The sequence below is a fragment of the Alistipes sp. CAG:268 genome (assembly GCA_000434235.1).
GTDB lineage: Bacteria > Bacteroidota > Bacteroidia > Bacteroidales > Rikenellaceae > Alistipes > Alistipes avistercoris.
In genome coordinates, this window is sequence record FR892017.1 from 11,684 (window position 1) to 30,439 (window position 18,756).

Sequence of the window (18,756 nt, forward strand, 5' to 3'; positions counted from 1 at the left end):
ACAGCATCACGACCCTCAACGGCCAGCCGATCGCCTCGCCCAACCCCGACAACAAACTCATCCCGCTCGACATATTTCCCTCTTCGACGGTCAAGAACATCACCGTGAGCAAGGTCTACGAAGCCGGTTCCTATGCCGACTATTCGGGCGCCCACATCGACATCGACACCAAGGAGAGTACGGGTGAGCATTTCTTTTCGGCCGAGGTGAACGTCGGCGGACGGTTCAATACGCTGGGCGGCGACTTCTACCGCATGGACCGTCGCTCGCTCTTCACGCAGCCGAAGGTCGATGCACGGGCGATATCGGGCTCTCTCTCCGATTTCCGTCAGTACGTTACCTCGCGCGACATCTTCGACACGGACTTCTCGGTGTCGAGCCGCCGGGCGCTGCCCGTCTTCGGGGGCAACCTGGCCTGGGGCCGCGACTTCAAGGTGGGGCGTCAGACGCTCAGCGTCCTGGCTTCGGGAGGCATGAGCAACGACATGCAGACGATGAACGATGCCGAATTCCGGTTGCTCGAGGCCACCGGCATCGTGACCGACGAATACGGTTATGACAGTTATGAGAGTGAACTGAAAATGGCGGCTCTGGCGAGCCTTGGCTTGACCATGCGCGATGCCGACCGCATCAGTTACACTTTCTTCTTTGCACGCAATGCTTCGGATACATACATGCGCCGCGAGGGCTACGACCAGGAGGGACACCAACTGATCGGCAGCAACGACGTGCTGCACGTCTACAAGCTGATGACCCACCAGCTGAGCGGCGTGCACGAGTTCGGCGAGCGGTGGAAACTCCGCTGGAGCGGCTCCTGGTCGGGAACTTCCTCGGACGAGCCGGACCGCCGCCAGGTGATGTTCCTCAAGAACGGCGACGGTTCGCTGTCGCTCTTCAAACTCAACCAGCAGGAGACAATGCGCTACTTCGGCACGCTCGACGAGAAGGAGTGGAACGCCCACGTGGCTGCCGACTACCTCTTCGGTGCGGGGCACAAGCTGACCTTCGGCGCGGCCTGCAAGGACAAGAGCCGCGACTATACGGCCACCCGCTTCTATTATGACCTGGACCGGCTCTCGCCGCAGATCGACGACATCTACGACACGGACGGCTACCTGAATTTCGCCAACGTGGCCAACGGTTCGCTGGTCATCGACCGCCAGCAGCAGCCCAAGGACAGCTACGATGCGGGCAACACGATCGCTGCGGTGTATGCATCGGTGGACCTCAAGCCGACCGAGCGGCTGCTCATCAACGCCGGCCTGCGCCTCGAGATGTCGAAGCAGTGGGTCGATTATGCCAACGACCAGAGCATCCGTCAGCGCCGCAACCTCGACAAGAGCGACCTCTTCCCGGCGCTCAACCTCCGCTATTCGCTTGGTGAGCGGCAGCAGCTGCGGCTTGCCCTCTCGCGGACCGTCACGCGACCGTCGTTCATCGAGATGGCCCCGTTCCTCTATCAGGAGTCCTACGGTTCGGTGCAGCTGCGCGGTAACGAGGAGCTGGTGAACAGCTACAACTACAACGTCGATCTGCGCTACGAGTTGCTCAACCGCCGCGGTGACATGATCTCGGTAACGGGATACTACAAATTCCTCGACGAGCCGATCGAGCGCGTACAGATGCTCTCGGGCGGCGCCGCGGTCCACACCTTCCGCAATGCCGACAACGGCATGGCGGCCGGTATCGAGGTCGAGGTGCGCAAGTCGCTGACCGAGACGCTGCGCATCGGGGCCAACGGAACCTACATGTACACGAACGTGACACTGCCCGACGGCGGAGCCTACACGAACAAGGAGCGCGCACTGCAGGGGGCTTCGCCCTACCTGGTCAATGCCGACATCACCTGGTCGCCCCGCTTCGACGAGGTGCGGCAGCTCAACCTGGCGCTGCTCTACAACCTGCAGGGACCGCGCATCCATGCCGTCGGTATCTCGGGGCTGGGCGACGTCGAGCAGCTTCCGGTCCATACGCTCAACTTCACGGCCGGCTACCGCATCAACCGTTGGGCCGAGGTCAAGGTGCAGTTCTCCGACCTGCTGGGCCGGGCGCTGGTCTTCGAGCAGGAGGTCCCTCAGACGGGTGAGACCGTCGAGGTGGAGCGCTACCGTCCGGGAACGGGCTTCGAAGTGGGGCTGAACCTGCGCTTCTGACGCGATGCGGCCCGACGGCGGATCACGACGGGCGAAATTCGGGAAAAAGACAACAAACCATCATTTAATCAATATTTTAAGATGAAAACGTATTGGAAACTCATTGCAGCGGCTCTGATTGCCGGCTCGGTATGTGCAACTTCTTGCGACGACAACGATGACAACAGCGGCGGGGCCCAGGGCCTGAGCGGCGAAATCGCTTCGGGCGCGACGCTCGAGGGCAATGTCGTCGGCGACACCTACCTGCTCAAGGGTGCCTCCTACAAGTTGAGCGGCGGCCTGCACGTCAAGGCCGGAGCTACGCTCCACATCGCCGAGGGTGTCGAGATCGTGGCTGTCGATGACAGCAAGGTGGACTACATCCTCGTCGAGCAGGATGCCAAAATCGACGCCGAAGGCACGGCCTCGTCGCCGATCGTGATGACCAGCGAGTTGAAGAAGTCGGGCGCCTGGGGCGGTATCCACATCTGCGGCCGCGCCCACACGAATGCCGGTACGGGCGTACTCTCCGAGATCGGCAACGCCCCCTACGGAGGCTCGGATGATGCCGACAATTCGGGCGTGCTGCGCTACATCCGCCTCGAGTACACGGGCTTCGCCTTCGACGAGGAGCACGAGGCCAACGGCGTGTCTTTCTACGGCGTGGGCAACGGCACCGAGGTCGAGCACCTGCAGGCCTACATGGGCTCGGACGACGGCTTCGAGTTCTTCGGCGGTTCGGTCGATGTGAAGCATATGGTGGTGACCAACTGCTCGGACGACTCGTTCGACTGGACCGAGGGCTGGAACGGCCGCGGACAGTTCCTGGTAGCCTATCAGGAGGCCTCCTCGTCGCTCGGATACGACTGCGACTGCCTGATGGAGTGCGACAATAACGGCAACAACGCCGCAGCCACGCCGGTAGCCCACCCCGTGCTGTCGAACGTGACGCTCGTAGGCAACGGTTCCGACACGCAGGGCGTGCGTCTGCGTGCCGGTACGCAGGTCGAGCTCTACAACGCCATCGTGACGGGCAAGGGCAAGTGCATCACCACCGAGACCACCGAGACGGACACGGCGCTCAAGAACGGCACCTCGAAACTCGAGTACATCGCCATGAGCACCGAACTCGTTCCGAAGAACGGCACCTATACCAACGCCGACTTCGAGGCAGCCGAAGGCAACTCGACCGACTATGTCAATGCGCTGACGAACAACTATGTCGGCACGATCGACGGCGGCAAGACGCTCTCCGATCCGTTCTTCGAGACGGCAGCCTACCGGGGTGCCGTTCCCGCCGACGCCGACTGGACTTCGGGCTGGACGCGTTGAGGCTCCGCACCGGCGGATGCGCATGCAGGGAGACCCTCTCTTTGGCGGAGGGCCTCCCTTTTTCGTCGGCGGGCTATAGCTCGTAGGCGACGAAAAAGGGAGGTGCGGGACGCGGAATTCCGGAAAAAGGTCGTATCTTTGCACAAATACGCAGTAAAACGAACGATTGAAAGATATGGCAGACGAAAAAATCATCTTTTCGATGGTCGGCGTGAGCAAGACCTTCACCAACCAGAAGCGGGTGCTGAACAACATCTACCTCTCGTTTTTCTACGGCGCGAAGATCGGTATCATCGGTCTGAACGGTTCGGGAAAATCGACGCTGATGAAAATCATCGCCGGAATCGACAAGAATTTCGAGGGCGAGGTGGTCTTCTCGCCGGGATATACGGTGGGCTACCTCGAGCAGGAGCCCAAACTCGATGACGCGAAGACCGTGAAGGAGGTGGTCGAGGAGGGGTGCGCCGAGACGGTGGCCCTCCTCAAGGAGTACGAGGAGATCAACATGAAGCTCTGCGAGCCGATGTCGGACGACGAGATGGCGCGCCTCATCGAGCGTCAGGGCGAACTCTACGAGAAGATCGACCACTGCAACGGCTGGGAACTGGACAGTGTGCTCGAGCGGGCGATGGACGCCCTGCGGTGCCCCGATCCCGACCAGCCGGTCAAGGTGCTCTCGGGCGGTGAGCGCCGCCGCGTGGCGCTGTGCCGCCTGTTGCTGCAGCAGCCCGACGTGCTGCTGCTGGACGAGCCGACGAACCATCTCGACGCCGAGTCGATCGACTGGCTTGAGCAGCACCTCCAGCAGTACAAGGGAACGGTGATCGCCGTGACGCACGACCGTTACTTCCTGGACAACGTCGCCGGCTGGATCCTCGAACTCGACCGCGGCGAGGGCATTCCCTGGAAGGGCAACTACTCGGGCTGGCTCGAGCAGAAGACCAAGCGCATGGCCATGGAGGAGAAGCAGGAGTCGAAGCGCCGCAAGACCCTCGAGCGCGAGCTGGAGTGGGTGCGCATGTCGCCTTCGGGCCGCCATGCCAAGTCGAAGGCGCGTCTGTCGGCCTACGACAAGCTGATGAACGAGGATGCAAAGCAGAAGGAGGAGAAGCTCGAGATCTTCATCCCGAACGGACCGCGTCTGGGCGACGTGGTGATCGAGGCGCACGACGTCTCGAAGGCCTTCGGCGACCGCGTGCTCTACGAACACCTCGACTTCTCGCTGCCGCCCGCCGGCATCGTGGGCGTCATCGGCCCCAACGGTACGGGCAAGACGACCCTCTTCCGCATGATCATGGGGCTCGAGGAGCCCACGAGCGGTTCGTTCCGCGTGGGCCCGACGGTCAAGCTGGCCTATGTGGACCAGCAGCACAAGTCGATCGATCCCGAGAAGACCGTTTTCGAGGTGATCTCGGGCGGCCTGGACCTCATCACGCTGGGCAACCGCCAGGTCAATGCCCGCGCCTATGTCGCCCGCTTCAACTTCTCGGGCGCCGACCAGGAGAAGAAGTGCGGCATGCTGTCGGGCGGTGAACGCAACCGCCTCCACCTGGCCCTCGCGCTCAAGGAGGAGGGCAACGTGCTGCTGCTCGACGAGCCGACCAACGACATCGACGTCAATACGCTGCGTGCACTGGAGGAGGGCCTCGAGAACTTTGCGGGCTGCGCCGTCGTCATCTCGCACGACCGCTGGTTCCTCGACCGCATCGCCACGCACATCCTCTCGTTTGAGGGCGACTCGAAGGTGGTCTTCTACGAGGGCACCTACTCGGAATACGAGGCCTGGAAGCGTGCGCAGGGCGAGGATACGACCCCGCACCGCGTGAAGTACAAGAAACTGATGGCTTGACCGAATGCGCATCGTCACCTTTTTCCTGCTCATCCTGGGGCTTTGTTCATGCGGGATGCCGGCAAACCGTCCGGTCGATGCGTTTGTCTGGGACCGGCTTTGCGCCCACGAAGATCCGGACTGCGCAGAACCGGTCGGGACGTGCGATGCCGACGGATTCCTCGCCGAAATGGAGCGGTTTCCTTGGCATGAGCAGGCGCGCGAGGCGCTGAAGCTCAGGAAAAACTCCCCCACGCTGTCGGTATCGGATTTGAAGAGCGACTGTTCGCTTTTCATTTCGTCCGCAGTGGATGACAACGACAGGCTGGGCTATTTTGTCGGATATGTCTATCCCGGAGAGCAGGGAACGCGGGCCCCTCGCCTCGTGAGCATATATGAGGTCGGCCAGATGGAAGCGATCCGCGAAATGGTTATCCTCTTCTTTCGTCGCGACGAGGCCGCATTGAAGCGCCTCGTCGGGGAATACCCCCTGTACCTGGAGACACGCGATGATACAGGTTGGAAAAAATACCTGAAAATGAAACAAAAGTTTATATAATATGGCACAGAAACCTTCGATACCCAAGGGTACGCGCGACTTCTCCCCCGCGGAGATGATGCGCCGCAACTATATTTTCGACACGATCCGTTCGGTCTTCCGCACCTACGGCTTCGCTCCGCTCGAGACCCCCGCCATGGAGAACCTCTCGACGCTGCTGGGCAAGTACGGCGACGAGGGCGACAAGCTCCTCTTCCGGGTGCTCAACTCGGGCGACTACGCCGCCGGGCTCTCGGACGAGGAGGTGCGGCAGGCGTCGCGCATCAGCGAGAAGGGACTCCGCTACGACCTGACGGTCCCCTTCGCCCGCTACGTCGTGCAGCACCAGGGCGAGCTGACCTTCCCCTTCAAGCGTTACCAGATGCAGCCCGTGTGGCGTGCCGACCGGCCGCAGAAGGGGCGCTACCGCGAGTTCTACCAGTGCGACGTCGATGTCATCGGCACCCGCTCGCTGCTGTGCGAGGTGGAGCTCGTGGAGATCGTCGAACGGGTGTTCCGCGCGCTGGGCATCCGTGTGGCGCTGAAGATGAACAACCGCAAGATCCTCTACGGCATTGCCGAGGCGATCGGCCATGCCGACAAGATGATGGACATTACGGTGGCCATCGACAAGCTCGAGAAGATCGGCCTGGACAACGTGAAGGCCGAGCTGCTCGAGCGGGGGCTGTCGCAGGAGGCGGTGGGCCGGCTTCAACCGATTCTTGAGTTGAGCGGTGACAATGCGCAGAAACTCGATCGGTTGAGTGAGGTGCTGGCCTCGTCGGAGACGGGCCTTCGCGGCATCGAAGAGATGCGGACGATCTTCGGCTGTGTCGCCTCGCTCGGGCTGGAGCTTCCGGTCGAACTGGACCTCTCGCTGGCCCGCGGGCTCAACTACTACACGGGCGCCATCTTCGAGGTCAAGGCGCTCGACTTCGCCATCGGGTCGATCTGCGGCGGCGGCCGTTACGACGACCTGACGGGTATCTTCGGCATGCCCGGCATGTCGGGTGTCGGCATTTCGTTCGGCGCCGACCGCATCTACGACGTCATGACGGGGCTCGATCTCTTCCCGGCCGGGGTCTCCTGCTCGACCCGGGCGCTCTTCGTGAACCTCGGGCCCGAGGAGCAGGCCGCCGTGCTGCCTCTGCTGCGCGGGGTCCGCGATGCGGGCATCCCCGCAGAGATCTACCCCGAGCCGGCCAAGATGAAGAAACAGATGGAATATGCCAACCGCCGCGGCGTGCCCTTCGTGGTGATTGTCGGCTCGGAGGAGCTGGCCGCCGGCGCCGCCACGGTGAAGAACATGCAGACGGGCGAGCAGAGCCGTGTGGCTTTCGACCGGATCGTCGGAGCGCTCCGCACGGAGGAGTAGGCGCACCGGATCCGTATCATCCCGAGAGAAGAGCCATGAAGAGGGTGAAACGACTCCTTGCGGCGTGTCTGGCACTCGCGGCGCTCCTGCCGCTCGGCGCCCAGGAGTTGTCGCAACAGCAGCAGGATCTGCTGCAGCTGCAGAAGTTCGCGCAGATCTACCGCTACCTGACGAACGCCTATGTCGATGAAGTGGATACCGCTCCCGTCATCGAGGGGGCCATCACGGGCATGCTCGAACGACTCGACCCCCACTCGGCCTATATCCCGGCCGAGGAGATGAAGTCCGTGAGGGAGAGCTTCGACGGGGAGTTCAGCGGTATCGGCGTGGAGTTCAACGTGCTGCGCGACACGGTCATCGTGGTCAATACGATCGCCGGAGGACCGGCCGAGCGGGTCGGTGTCCGGCCCAACGACCGGATCGTGCGCATCGATACGCTCGATGCCGTGGGGATGACACGCGCCGATGTCCCGAAATACCTGCGCGGGGCGACGGGAACGAAGGTCGCCATCGATGTTGTGCGGCACGGTACGCCCGGGTGGCTCCATTTCGTGATCGTCCGCGACCGGATTCCGCTCAACACGGTCGATGCCGCCTACCGCGTTGCCGACGGCGTGGGCTACATCAAGGTGAACCGCTTCGGGAACACCACGATGTCGGAGTTCAGGGAGGCCTACCGCAAGCTGGGACGCCCCGAGGGGCTGATCCTCGACCTGCAGGGCAACGGCGGCGGCCTGCTCGAACAGGCCATCGAGATGGCGGGGTTCTTCCTGCCGCGCGGCGCCGTGGTTGTCTCGACCGAGGGACGCGCCGTTCCGTCGGTCTCCTACGAGACGCAGAGCCCGGGCGAGGACATGAAGGGCCGGCTGGTGGTTCTGGTGGACGAGACGTCGGCTTCGGCCTCGGAGATCGTGGCCGGGGCCATGCAGGACTGGGACCGCGGCATCGTGGTCGGCCGCCCGAGCTTCGGCAAGGGCCTTGTGCAGCGGCAGGTCGGCCTGCCCGACGGTTCGGCCGTGCGCATCACCGTGGCCCGCTACCACACCCCTTCGGGTCGGGTCATCCAGCGTCCCTACGAGCAGGGCAAGCGGCGCGAGTACTATCTGGACCACCTGCGGCGCTACGACGACCGCACGCGCGATTCGCTCGACGCCGGGGCGCCTGAGTTCCGGACCATCCGCACGGGGCGGAAGGTCTACGGCGGTGGCGGCATCCGTCCCGACGTGATCGTGGTTCCCGATACGGCCGGATACTCGAATTACTATGGCGAACTGGTCCGCCGGGGCGTGACGGCCGATTTCGTGAACGGGTGGCTCGACCGCACGCGCGACTCGCTGGCGCGGTGCTACCCTGCTTTTGCGGACTTCGCCGCCGGCTTCGAGGTCTCCGACGGAGTGCTCGACGAACTGGTCCGGCTGGGAGAGGAACGCGGAGTGGCATTCGATGCGGACGGATTTGCTGCCTCGTCGCCCGTTCTGTGTATTCAACTCAAGGGACTTGCTGCACAGCGTCTGTACGGTGTGGGGGCTTATTACGAGGTGGTCAATCCGCTATTGAACGGGGCATACCGGCGTGCGGCGGCCATTCTTGCCGACTGGGATCGGGAGGGACGTCCGTTGCTTGAAGGGCCCGAAGGATGAAATTAACGGGCGGATTTTTTTGCGGTTCGGTTTATTTTGTGTATATTCGTATACGTGAAGACTGAAATCGTATACGACCGAACCCAAAAAGTAACGCCTATGTCACCCTTATTTACACCGCGCCGCGAAGGGGAGGAATTTCATGAAGACCAGATCCTCTCGAAAGCAGTCAAGGCGGGTCGGCGCACCTATTTTTTCGATGTCAGGGCTACGCGAGGAGATGACTATTTCCTGACCATCACGGAGAGTCGCAAGACGGTCGATGCCGAAGGCAGGACGACCTACGACCGGCATAAGATCTTCCTCTACAAGGAAGATTTCGACAAGTTCGTGCATGGCCTGAGCGAGACGCTCGACTACATCCGCAGCCATCGTCCCATGCCGGAACCCGAACTGCAGGAATGACCCCTGCCCGGAGCGGCCCGATGCCTTTCAGGGATGGGTCACGGCGGGATGTGCCCGAACCGGATATCGGGACGGCAGATCGGCGATGTCGGAAAAACAAGAGGGCCCGGGGCCCGCAAAAGTTACCGGATACGCGAAGGCGGATTCCGGTTTTTTTGTCTCCTGCGGCCGCCTGCCGCCGGTGTTTTCCCTCGTCGTTCCGCACGGCGGTTCCGACTCTTGTCCGGGCATCTGTTCCGGGGCGTCCGTATCGGTCCGGACGATCTCCTGCCCGGCCCTCGGGCTGCCCCGGAAACGATCTCTTTTTTCGGATAAATTTTGGCATTGCCGCGTGTATCCGCTATCTTTGCAACCAATTAATTTAACCGATGCTCCGGCGTACGGGGCCGGAAACTGCCGCGGCGTCTGCTGCGCCGGCGTGCGGCCGGCATTCGGACCCGGAGTCTCCAACCTGCAAAGACATGAATTTCACTCGCTCCGTCGTGCTGGCGCTCAAGGGTTGCGCCATGGGCATGGCCGATGTCGTACCGGGCGTTTCGGGCGGTACGATCGCTTTCATCTCCGGAATCTACGAAGAGTTGATCGACTCGATCCGCAGCGTCGATGCCACGGCTCTGCGGCTGCTCGTGCGCTTGCGTCTCGGCGAGCTGTGGCGCCACATCAACGGCAGTTTCCTGCTGCCCGTGCTGTTGGGCATCGCCGTCGCGATCTTCTCGCTTGCCCGGCTGATGACCTATCTGCTGCAGCACCACCCGATCGAGATCTGGTCGTTCTTCTTCGGCCTGATCATCGCCTCGGCGCTGCTCGTTGCCCGGCAGGTCGGTCGCTGGGACTGGCGTTCGGTGCTGTCGTTCGCCGTCGGCGCCGCCGCCGCATGGTGGATCACCGTCGCCACGCCGACCGAGACACCCAACGACTGGTGGTTTGTCATGCTGTCGGGAGCCATTGCCATCTGTGCCATGATCCTGCCCGGCATTTCGGGGGCCTTCATCCTGCTGCTGCTCGGCAAGTACCAGTACATCATGCAGGCGGTCGGCGACCTGAACATCCCGGTGATCGTCATCTTCGTCGTGGGAGCCGCGGCGGGTATCATCTCCTTTTCGCACCTGCTGTCGTGGCTGCTCAAGCGGTGGCACGACGTCACGGTGGCCGTGCTGATGGGGTTCATGGTCGGATCGCTCAACAAGGTGTGGCCGTGGAAGGAGGTCGTCGAAACCTACACCGACAGCCACGGGGCCCTGCAGCCGCTTGTCGAGCGGAACATCGCTCCCGGGCATTTCGAGATGCTCTACGACCGGCCGTCGATGCTTGTCGAGTCGGTTGTGCTCTGCATCGTCGGGTTTCTGGTGATCTACGGCATCGAGCTGCTGGCGCGGATCATGAGCGCCCGGAAGGAGAAATAGCCATGCGGAAGTTCGGCTTGATCGGGCGGCCGCTGGCCCATTCGGCCTCGGCACGCTACTTCGGCGAGAAGTTCGCGCGGGAGCATCTTCACGACTGCAGCTATGCGCTCTACGAGTTGGAGTCGATCGACCGGTTCCCGGCGCTGCTGGCCGCCGAACCCGACTTGTGCGGCGTGAATGTAACGATCCCCTACAAGCAGGCGGTGCTGCCCCTGCTGGAGCGGATCTCTCCCGAGGCCGCAGCCATCGGGGCGGTCAATTGCATCCGCCGTGCGGCGGACGGCGGTCTGGAGGGGTTCAATACGGACATCATCGGGCTGCGGGCGTCGCTCGACCGGTTGCTGGGCGACCGGGACCCCGGGCAGGCGCTTGTTCTCGGGACCGGCGGAGCCGCACAGGCTGTGCAGTTTGCGCTTGCCGAGCGGAACATTCCCTATGCGCTGGTGTCGCGCGATCCGGCCCGGGGAAACTATACCTACGACAACCTGCCGTGCGAAGCGGTGGCCGAGAGCCGGCTGATCGTGAACGCTTCGCCCGTGGGGACCTACCCTGCCGTAGACGAGGCGCCGCGGATTCCCTATGCTTACGTGACTCCGGAGCACTGTCTGCTCGATCTGGTCTACAACCCGCCGCTGACGCGCTTCCTCGATTTCGGCCGTCAGCGTGGGGCGCGGACGCTCAACGGCGAGGTGATGTTTCGCGAGCAGGCCGAAGCCTCGTGGCGGATCTGGAACGGGCTCGAGGGGTGATCCGGTAATTTGGGCTCATGCATGTTTTGATCAAGGCTGGAATACAATGAGGTGGTTGATTCTTTCCGTCTGTGCCTTTTGGGCGGCTGGTACGGCGACGGCTCAGCAGTTGCCGGCGACGGATGTGGAACCGCCCCGTTACGACGGGGCGGTAGTCAAGGTCTACATGACCCGTTTGGTGGCTAAGGTCCGGGATCTGGCCGTCGAGGAGCGGATCCCGGCCGACTCGCTTTCGGAGGAGGTAGTCCTGGCGCTGCGGCTGGATACGCTCGGGCAGGTCGTGGAGCGGCGGTTTCTGGACAATGCCTGCTCCGGAGCGGACCGCTGCGAGGTCGATCCGGCGACGCCCGCCACGCGGCGGGTTATTCTGAAGGCCTGTGATGAGATGGAGGGAACGTGGAGCCCTGCACGCCGCGGTGACGGCCGTGCGGTGAATTATACGCTTCGCATGAAACTGTGGCTTCCGCTCGGGAAGATCGAGCGGGCGGTGAATCCCGATCCGCTGCTCTTCATGGGCGGGGATCCCTACTCGGCTTTCTACGAATGGGTGCGCAGCCGCGTGGGATTCAATTCGTTGCGCTTTCCCGGGGTCAATGGCAGGATGCGGATCCTCTTTTACATCGAGCCCGATGGGGATATCACGATCGGCCGTGTGCTGCAGTCGCCCGACAAGGACCTGGAGCGCAAGGTAATCCGGGTGATCCAGCGCAGTCGGGGCAAGTGGACGCCCCGCAAGGTGAACGGCGTGCCGCAGCGCACGTCCTATGAATTCCGCTGCAACTACATCGGAAACGCCTACTGATCCCGCGGCAGTCCGGCTTCCGGGCCGGAGCGGCCCGGGGTGGAGATGTGTGGATCGATAGAGCAACGCCGTCGTACCGGAAGGTGCGGCGGCGCTTTCGTGTCAGCGGTGCTGCAGCAGCGTACGGGCCTTCTCGAGATCCTCTTCGCGGACGATGAGCCGTGCCGGCATCGTGCCGATGGGATAGATGGAAGACATGTATTCGTTGTGGATCGTGGACCAGATTCCGGCGCTGTCGAGCATCGATTTGCTGATTTCGGCCTCCGTGATCGTATTGTACTCCGCCAGTACGGCCATCTTTTCGTCTTGCATAAGCATTCGGGTTTTGGTTGGATATCTAAAGTTAAGCATTTTGTTGATAAAATGCAAGAGTCCTGCCACGAAAACTATCGAAATAATGAGTATCTTTGTCCTTGCTTATCCGGTCCCGTCCCGGGCGGTCCCAAGGCGGCCGGATGGCGTTTGACGACGATAAAACAGCCAATACCAGCATGTCCCAGTTCGTACACCTTCACGTACACTCGCAGTACTCGATCCTCGACGGTCAGGCCAGCATCCAGCGTCTGGTGGACAAGGCCATGGCCGACGGGCAGCCGGGCATCGCCATCACCGACCACGGCGACATGTTCGGAATCAAGGAGTTCTACAACTACGTCAAGAAGGTCAAGGGCAAGTACAAGGACAAGGCCGCCGAGTGCGAGAAGCGTCTTGCCGCCCTGCGCGACGGAACGGAACAGGCAGCCGATCCCGAGGCCGAGATCGCGGCCTGCGAGCGACAAATGGATGACCTGCGCCGCAAGATGGCCTTCAAGCCGATCATCGGCTGTGAGGTCTACGTGGCGCGCCGCCGCCTGCAGGACAAGGAGGGCAAGCCCGACCAGAGCGGCTACCACCTGATCCTGCTGGCCAAGAACCTCAAGGGATACCACAACCTGATCAAGATCGTCTCGAAGGCGTGGACCGAGGGCTTCTACATGCGCCCGCGTACCGACCGCACCGAGATTGAGAAATACCACGAGGGGCTGATCTGCTGTTCGGCCTGCCTGGCCGGCGAGGTGCCCCGCGCCATCACGGCCGACGACATGGAGCGGGCCGAAGAGTCGATCCGCTGGCACAAGGGGGTCTTCGGCGACGACTATTACCTCGAGCTCCAGCTGCACAAGGCGACCGTCGAGCGGGCCAACCACGAGGCCTACCCCATGCAGCTCAAGGTGAACAAGCACCTGCGCGAGCTGGCGGCCAAATACGGTGTGCGCATGGTCTGCACCAACGACGTACACTTCGTGGACGAGGACAACGCCGAGGCCCACGACCGGCTGATCTGCCTCTCGACGGGCAAGGACCTCGACGACCCGAAGCGCATGCTCTACTCCAAGCAGGAGTGGTTGAAGACGACGGCCGAGATGGCCGCGATCTTCGGCGAGACGGATCCCGAGGCGATGCGGACGACGGTCGATATCTGCAACCAGGTCGAGTGCTACTCGATCGACCATGCGCCGATCATGCCGACGTTCGAGATCCCCGAGGAGTTCGGCACCGAGGCCGAATACCGCGCGCGGCTCACCGAGCAGGACCTCTACGACGAGTTCACGCGCGACGAGAACGGCAACGTCGTCCTCTCCGAAGAGGAGGGGCGCAAGAAGATCGAGAAACTGGGCGGCTACGACAAGCTCTACCGCATCAAGCTCGAGGCCGACTACCTGGCCAAGCTGACGATGGAGGGGGCGCACAGGCGCTACGGCGAACACCTTACCGAGGAGCAGCAGGAGCGCCTGCGCTTCGAGCTGCACATCATGAAGACGATGGGTTTCCCGGGTTACTTCCTTATAGTGCAGGACTTCATCCGCGCGGCCCGCGAGGAGCTCGACGTCTCGGTAGGCCCGGGCCGTGGCTCGGCGGCCGGTTCGGCCGTGGCCTACTGCCTCGGCATCACGCAGATCGACCCCATCGCCTACGACCTGCTGTTCGAGCGTTTCCTCAACCCCGACCGTATCTCGCTGCCCGATATCGACGTCGATTTCGACGACGACGGCCGCGGCCGCGTGCTCAACTGGGTCACGCAGAAGTACGGCAAGGAGAAGGTCGCCCACATCATCACCTACGGTACGATGGCTACCAAACTGGCCATCAAGGACGTGGCGCGCGTCCAGAAACTCATGCTCTCGGAGTCGGACCGGCTGTGCAAGCTCGTTCCCGACAAGACCCCTGAGGGCAAGGCCGTGAAGAACCTTTCGCAGGCCATCGAGCTGGTTCCCGAGCTGAAGGCCGCCGAGCAGTCGGACAACCCCGTGCTGCGCGACACGATCCGCTATGCCAAGATGCTCGAGGGCAATGTCCGCAATACGGGCGTGCACGCCTGCGGCACGATCATCTGCCGCGACGACATCACCGACTGGGTGCCCGTATCGACGGCCGACGACAAGGTGACGGGCGAGAAGATGCTCGTCACGCAGTACGAGGGTTCGGTGATCGAGGACACGGGGCTTATCAAGATGGACTTCCTCGGTCTGAAAACCCTGTCGATCATCAAGGACGCCATCGAGAACATCCGCCAGACGAAGGGCATAGAGGTCGATATCGACGACTTCTCGATCATCAACGACCCGGTGACCTACAAACTTTACAGCGAGGGACGTACCGTCGGCACGTTCCAGTTCGAGTCTGCCGGCATGCAGAAATACCTCCGCGAGCTGCAGCCCTCGACCTTCGAGGACCTGATTGCGATGAACGCCCTCTACCGGCCCGGCCCGATGGACTACATCCCCGACTTCATCGCCCGCAAGCACGGCCGCAGTCCGATCGTGTACGACATCCCGATCATGGAGAAGTACCTGAAGGACACCTACGGCGTGACGGTCTACCAGGAGCAGGTCATGCTCTTGTCGCGTCTGCTGGCCAACTTCACCCGAGGCGAGTCGGACACGCTGCGCAAGGCGATGGGAAAGAAGCTCAAGGACAAGCTCGACGCCCTCAAGCCGAAGTTCATCAGCGGCGGCCAGAAGAACGGCCACGACCCGAAGGTGCTCGAGAAGATCTGGGCCGACTGGGAGAAGTTCGCCTCCTATGCCTTCAACAAGTCGCACGCGACCTGCTACTCGTGGGTGGCCTACCAGACAGCCTACCTCAAGGCCAACTACCCGTCGGAGTACATGGCTGCGGTGCTGAGCCGAAACCTCTCGAACGTCGAGCAGCTGACGATCTACATGAACGAGTGCAAGCGCATGGGCATCAGTGTGCTGGGCCCCGACGTAAACGAGTCGCGGCGCACCTTCTCGTCCAATGCGGCGGGCGACGTGCGCTTCGGGTTGGCGGCTGTCAAGGGCGTCGGCGAGGCGGCCGTGGACAGCATCATCGCCGAGCGCGAGGCCAACGGGCGCTTCAAGGACATCTACGACCTGGTCGAACGGGTCAATTTCTCGCTCGTGAACCGCAAGTGCCTTGAGAACCTGGCCTATGCCGGGGCCTTCGACTCGATCGTGGACTTCCCGCGCAGCAAGTTCTTCGCGGCCGATGCGCGCGACGCCAACAGCATGACCTTCATCGAGCAGCTGATGCGTTACGGGCAGCGCTACCAGACCGAGCAGAACAACGCCCAGCAGAGTCTCTTCGGCGGGGGCGGACACGTGGACATACAGCGCCCGGTGACCCCCGCCTCGGCCGACTGGAGCCAGCTCGAGAAGCTCACCAAGGAGCGCGAGATGGTCGGACTCTACCTCTCGTCGCACCCGCTCGACGACTACAAGATCATCATCGACCACATGTGCAAGACGCAGCTCTCGGAGTTGGAGAACCTCGAGCCGCTCCGCGGTCAGGAGATCGCCGTGGCGGGCATGGTGGTGAGCGTGCAGAACCTGATGACCAAGACCGGCAAGCCGTGGGGGCGCTTCAAGCTGGAGGATTACAACGGCGCACACGAGTTCGCGCTCTTTGGCAAGGATTATGAGAACTTCCGCAAGTACCTCTTCGCCGACTATTTCCTCTTTGTCCGCGGAAAGGTGCAGCCCAAACCCTACAACGACCAGGAGCTCGAGTTCAAGATCATCGCGATGACGCAGCTTGCGGAGATGCGCGACTCGATCAAGGAGATGTGCGTGCAGCTTCCGGTCGAGGAGGTGACCGAGTCGCTCATCCGCGACCTCACGGACCGCGTGCGCGAGTCGAAGGGCGACACGCTCCTGCGGCTGAACGTCTTCGACCGCGAGGCGCACGTCTCGGTGAACCTCTTCTCGAAGAGCCACAAGGTGACCCTCTCGCAGGCTCTGGTGGACTACCTCGACGAGAACGAGATCAAGTATTCCATAGCATAAAAACGATACAGGTACTTTAACAAAAAAACACTTACAGTTATGGCATTAGCAATCAGCAAGGAGAATTTCCAGGAGCTGCTCCAGTCGGGGCAGCCCGTCGTCATCGATTTCTGGGCCGAGTGGTGCGGCCCCTGCCGCATGATGTCGCCCATCGTGGACGAACTTGCCGCCGAGTTCGAGGGCAAGGTCGTGATCGGCAAGTGTGACGTCGAGCAGAACGATGACATCACGATGAAGTACGGCGTGCGCAACATCCCGACGATCATCTTCCTCAAGGGCGGTGAACTGGTGGACAAGCAGGTCGGCGCCTGCTCGAAGGACGCACTGAAGGCCAAGATCGAAAAACTGCTCTGATGCTACGCAGCGTCGATTTTTACGGACTGCGCGCCGTGGAGTTCTCGTTTGGGGACTACACGGCGCTCGTCGTTCCCGGGCAGGGTGCCAACCTCGTGCGGCTGGCCCACACGGGACTCGGGGCGGAGATCCTGCGGACCCCCGCGGCCGACGAGATCGAGACCTTCCTCCGGCGGCCGCAGGTCTTCGGCATGCCGCTGCTCTTCCCGCCCAACCGCATCGGCGACGGGCGTTACCGCTTCGACGGCCGGGAATACCGCTTCCCGATCACCATCGAGCGCGAAAACAACTACCACCACGGCATCCTCAAGAGCCAGCCGTTCGTCGTGTCGAAGGCCTGGGAGCATGACGACGAGGTGCTTGTCGAGTGCCGCTACTACTCGAACGCCGGCAACGACGCCATCTTCCGCGACTTCCCCCACGAGTTCAAGTGCAAGGTGGTCTACCGACTCACGGCCGCCGGTATGGAGGTCGAGGTGATGTTCGCCAACCGCAGCCGGCTGCCGATGCCCGTCGGCGCCGGGTTCCATACGCCGATGCGCGTCCCCTTCGCCGGTGGTCAGGCGTCGGACTACGTGATGCGCGTGGCGGTCGGCGAGTTTATCGAAGTCAATGACCGCAAACTGCCCACCTGGCGCAAACTCCCTCTGCCCGAGCGCTTCGCCCCGTTGCGCGGCGAGGGATTGCAGGTGACCGGCTGCGAGCCGATCGAGGCGGCGTTCACCGTGCGCGAGATCGACGTCGATGGCCGGCCCTTCCGCGGTGCACTGGTCGAGAACCGGCGCACGGGCGTGCGGACCTTCCTCGAGGCCGACGATGCCACGCGGAGCTGGACGATCTGGAACAACGGCGGCGAGGTGCCCTACTGCTGTCCCGAGCCGCAGTCGTGGACGACGAATGCCCCGAACGCACCCGATCCCGAGGCCGAGGGCTTCCGGGCCATTGCTCCGGGCGACAAGTGGAGCATGCGTTTCCGGCTCTATGCCGACCGACGATAAACCGTTGCGGGTATGAATGCGGATGCATGGAGGGGGCATGGAGCCATGCTCGGTGCCAATGTGATGTGGGGGCTGATGTCGCCGGTGGCGAAGGCCGTCCTGGTCGGCGGTCTCGTGACGCCGCTGGTGGTGACCGACCTGCGCATCTTCGGCGCGATGGTGCTCTTCTGGATCGCCTCGCTTTTTCAGAAGCCCGAGCATGTTCCGCCGCGCGACCTGATGAAACTCTTCGGGGCATCGCTCCTGGCCATCGTCTTCAACCAGGGATGCTTCATCTTCGGCGTGGGGCTGACCTCGCCGGTCGATGCCTCGATCATCACGACGAGCATGCCGTTGCTGGCCATGGTCCTTGCGGCCGTCTTCCTGCGCGAGCCGATCACGGGCAAAAAGCTCCTCGGCATCGCCGCCGGGGCGCTCGGTGCCCTGCTGCTGATCCTTGGAAGCCGGCAGCAGGGTGCGGCACAGGCTTCGGGCAGCATCTGGGGCGACCTGCTGGTGCTGCTGGCGCAGCTGAGCTATGCGCTCTATATCGTTCTCTTCAAGGGTTTTGTCGGGCGCTACTCCCCGATCACGATCATGAAGTGGATGTTTACCTATGCGTTCGTCTGCGTGCTGCCCTTCTCCTACGAGGGGCTGAGCCGCACCGACTGGGCCGGGCTCGAATGGCGGGCCGTGCTGTCGCTCGTCTTCATCGTCGTTGGCAGTACGTTCCTGAGCTACCTGCTGGTCATTGTCGGGCAGAAGCGCCTGCGGCCGACCGTCGCCGGCATGTACAACTACATCCAGCCGCTGGTGGCCTGCATCGTGGCGGTCTGCTGGGGACTCGACCGCTTCAACCTGACCAAGGCGCTCTCGGTGGTGCTGATCTTCGGCGGGGTGTGGCTCGTTACGGC

The 18,756-nt window shown here is 62.6% G+C and carries 15 protein-coding genes; 14 read left to right on the forward strand and 1 reads right to left on the reverse strand.

The features are described 5' to 3' along the window. The 10 genes from QZL63_RS09520 to QZL63_RS09565 form a co-directional block, all read left to right on the forward strand. Positions 1-2,153: TonB-dependent receptor domain-containing protein (locus QZL63_RS09520; protein WP_290586739.1), on the forward strand; the 2,153-nt coding region annotated here is incomplete at its 5' end. An 81-nt stretch (positions 2,154-2,234) separates the two neighbouring features. Further along, positions 2,235-3,464 carry a hypothetical protein gene (locus QZL63_RS09525; protein ID WP_022309078.1) on the forward strand — a complete coding sequence of 410 codons (1,230 nt, stop codon included), beginning with the start codon at positions 2,235-2,237 and terminating at the stop codon, positions 3,462-3,464. Between the two features lie 175 nt (positions 3,465-3,639). Next, positions 3,640-5,313, forward strand: a complete 1,674-nt coding sequence (gene ettA, locus QZL63_RS09530; RefSeq protein ID WP_022309079.1) for an energy-dependent translational throttle protein EttA — start codon at positions 3,640-3,642, stop codon at positions 5,311-5,313. A gap of 4 nt (positions 5,314-5,317) precedes the next feature. Continuing rightward, positions 5,318-5,851, forward strand: a complete 534-nt coding sequence (locus tag QZL63_RS09535) for a hypothetical protein (RefSeq protein ID WP_022309080.1) — start codon at positions 5,318-5,320, stop codon at positions 5,849-5,851. 1 nt (position 5,852) lies between these two features. Beyond that, positions 5,853-7,205 carry a histidine--tRNA ligase gene (hisS, locus tag QZL63_RS09540; RefSeq protein WP_022309081.1) on the forward strand — a complete coding sequence of 451 codons (1,353 nt, stop codon included), beginning with the start codon at positions 5,853-5,855 and terminating at the stop codon, positions 7,203-7,205. 44 nt (positions 7,206-7,249) lie between these two features. Beyond that, on the forward strand, positions 7,250-8,845 hold the full coding sequence (locus QZL63_RS09545; RefSeq protein ID WP_290586743.1) for a S41 family peptidase: 1,596 nt from the start codon (positions 7,250-7,252) through the stop codon (positions 8,843-8,845). Positions 8,846-8,944: 99 nt separating this feature from the next. Beyond that, positions 8,945-9,250, forward strand: coding sequence for a DUF3276 family protein (locus tag QZL63_RS09550; protein WP_022309083.1), 306 nt, complete (start codon positions 8,945-8,947; stop codon positions 9,248-9,250). 461 nt (positions 9,251-9,711) lie between these two features. Beyond that, positions 9,712-10,653 carry a DUF368 domain-containing protein gene (locus QZL63_RS09555; RefSeq protein ID WP_022309084.1) on the forward strand — a complete coding sequence of 314 codons (942 nt, stop codon included), beginning with the start codon at positions 9,712-9,714 and terminating at the stop codon, positions 10,651-10,653. Between the two features lie 2 nt (positions 10,654-10,655). Beyond that, the gene (locus QZL63_RS09560) at positions 10,656-11,402 is read left to right on the forward strand and encodes a shikimate dehydrogenase family protein (protein WP_022309085.1); all 747 of its coding nucleotides are present in this window, start codon (positions 10,656-10,658) and stop codon (positions 11,400-11,402) included. Positions 11,403-11,448: 46 nt separating this feature from the next. Beyond that, complete coding sequence (locus QZL63_RS09565) at positions 11,449-12,204, forward strand: energy transducer TonB (protein ID WP_022309086.1); 756 nt, start codon at positions 11,449-11,451, stop codon at positions 12,202-12,204. 102 nt (positions 12,205-12,306) lie between these two features. On the opposite strand, the gene QZL63_RS09570 is transcribed toward QZL63_RS09565, so the two are convergent. Continuing rightward, the gene (locus QZL63_RS09570; protein ID WP_022309087.1) at positions 12,307-12,516 is read right to left on the reverse strand and encodes a putative signal transducing protein; all 210 of its coding nucleotides are present in this window, start codon (positions 12,514-12,516) and stop codon (positions 12,307-12,309) included. Positions 12,517-12,695: 179 nt separating this feature from the next. On the opposite strand from QZL63_RS09570, the gene dnaE reads away from it, so the two are divergent. The 4 genes from dnaE to QZL63_RS09590 all read left to right on the forward strand — a co-directional run. Further along, entirely contained in the window at positions 12,696-16,511 is a 3,816-nt protein-coding gene (gene dnaE / locus QZL63_RS09575; protein ID WP_022309088.1) for a DNA polymerase III subunit alpha, read from the forward strand. A gap of 39 nt (positions 16,512-16,550) precedes the next feature. Continuing rightward, positions 16,551-16,865, forward strand: coding sequence for a thioredoxin (gene trxA / locus QZL63_RS09580; protein ID WP_022309089.1), 315 nt, complete (start codon positions 16,551-16,553; stop codon positions 16,863-16,865). Next, positions 16,865-17,863, forward strand: coding sequence for an aldose 1-epimerase (locus QZL63_RS09585; RefSeq protein ID WP_022309090.1), 999 nt, complete (start codon positions 16,865-16,867; stop codon positions 17,861-17,863). The genes trxA and QZL63_RS09585 overlap by 1 nt, the downstream gene beginning before the upstream one ends. 12 nt (positions 17,864-17,875) lie before the next feature. Then, positions 17,876-18,756 (forward strand): DMT family transporter (locus tag QZL63_RS09590; protein ID WP_290586746.1); only part of this gene is annotated, 881 nt, incomplete at its 3' end.

Excerpts from the sequence above, each read along its gene's own strand:
- QZL63_RS09525 (WP_022309078.1), top strand. The coding sequence starts at position 2,235 with ATGAAAACGTATTGGAAACTCATTGCAGCGGCTCTGATTGCCGGCTCG.
- ettA (WP_022309079.1), top strand. The coding sequence starts at position 3,640 with ATGGCAGACGAAAAAATCATCTTTTCGATGGTCGGCGTGAGCAAGACC.
- QZL63_RS09565 (WP_022309086.1), top strand. The coding sequence starts at position 11,449 with ATGAGGTGGTTGATTCTTTCCGTCTGTGCCTTTTGGGCGGCTGGTACG.
- trxA (WP_022309089.1), top strand. The coding sequence starts at position 16,551 with ATGGCATTAGCAATCAGCAAGGAGAATTTCCAGGAGCTGCTCCAGTCG.
- QZL63_RS09555 (WP_022309084.1), top strand. The coding sequence starts at position 9,712 with ATGAATTTCACTCGCTCCGTCGTGCTGGCGCTCAAGGGTTGCGCCATG.
- QZL63_RS09560 (WP_022309085.1), top strand. The coding sequence starts at position 10,656 with ATGCGGAAGTTCGGCTTGATCGGGCGGCCGCTGGCCCATTCGGCCTCG.
- QZL63_RS09570 (WP_022309087.1), bottom strand. The coding sequence starts at position 12,516 with ATGCAAGACGAAAAGATGGCCGTACTGGCGGAGTACAATACGATCACG.
- QZL63_RS09585 (WP_022309090.1), top strand. The coding sequence starts at position 16,865 with ATGCTACGCAGCGTCGATTTTTACGGACTGCGCGCCGTGGAGTTCTCG.
- QZL63_RS09535 (WP_022309080.1), top strand. The coding sequence starts at position 5,318 with ATGCGCATCGTCACCTTTTTCCTGCTCATCCTGGGGCTTTGTTCATGC.
- dnaE (WP_022309088.1), top strand. The coding sequence starts at position 12,696 with ATGTCCCAGTTCGTACACCTTCACGTACACTCGCAGTACTCGATCCTC.
- hisS (WP_022309081.1), top strand. The coding sequence starts at position 5,853 with ATGGCACAGAAACCTTCGATACCCAAGGGTACGCGCGACTTCTCCCCC.
- QZL63_RS09550 (WP_022309083.1), top strand. The coding sequence starts at position 8,945 with ATGTCACCCTTATTTACACCGCGCCGCGAAGGGGAGGAATTTCATGAA.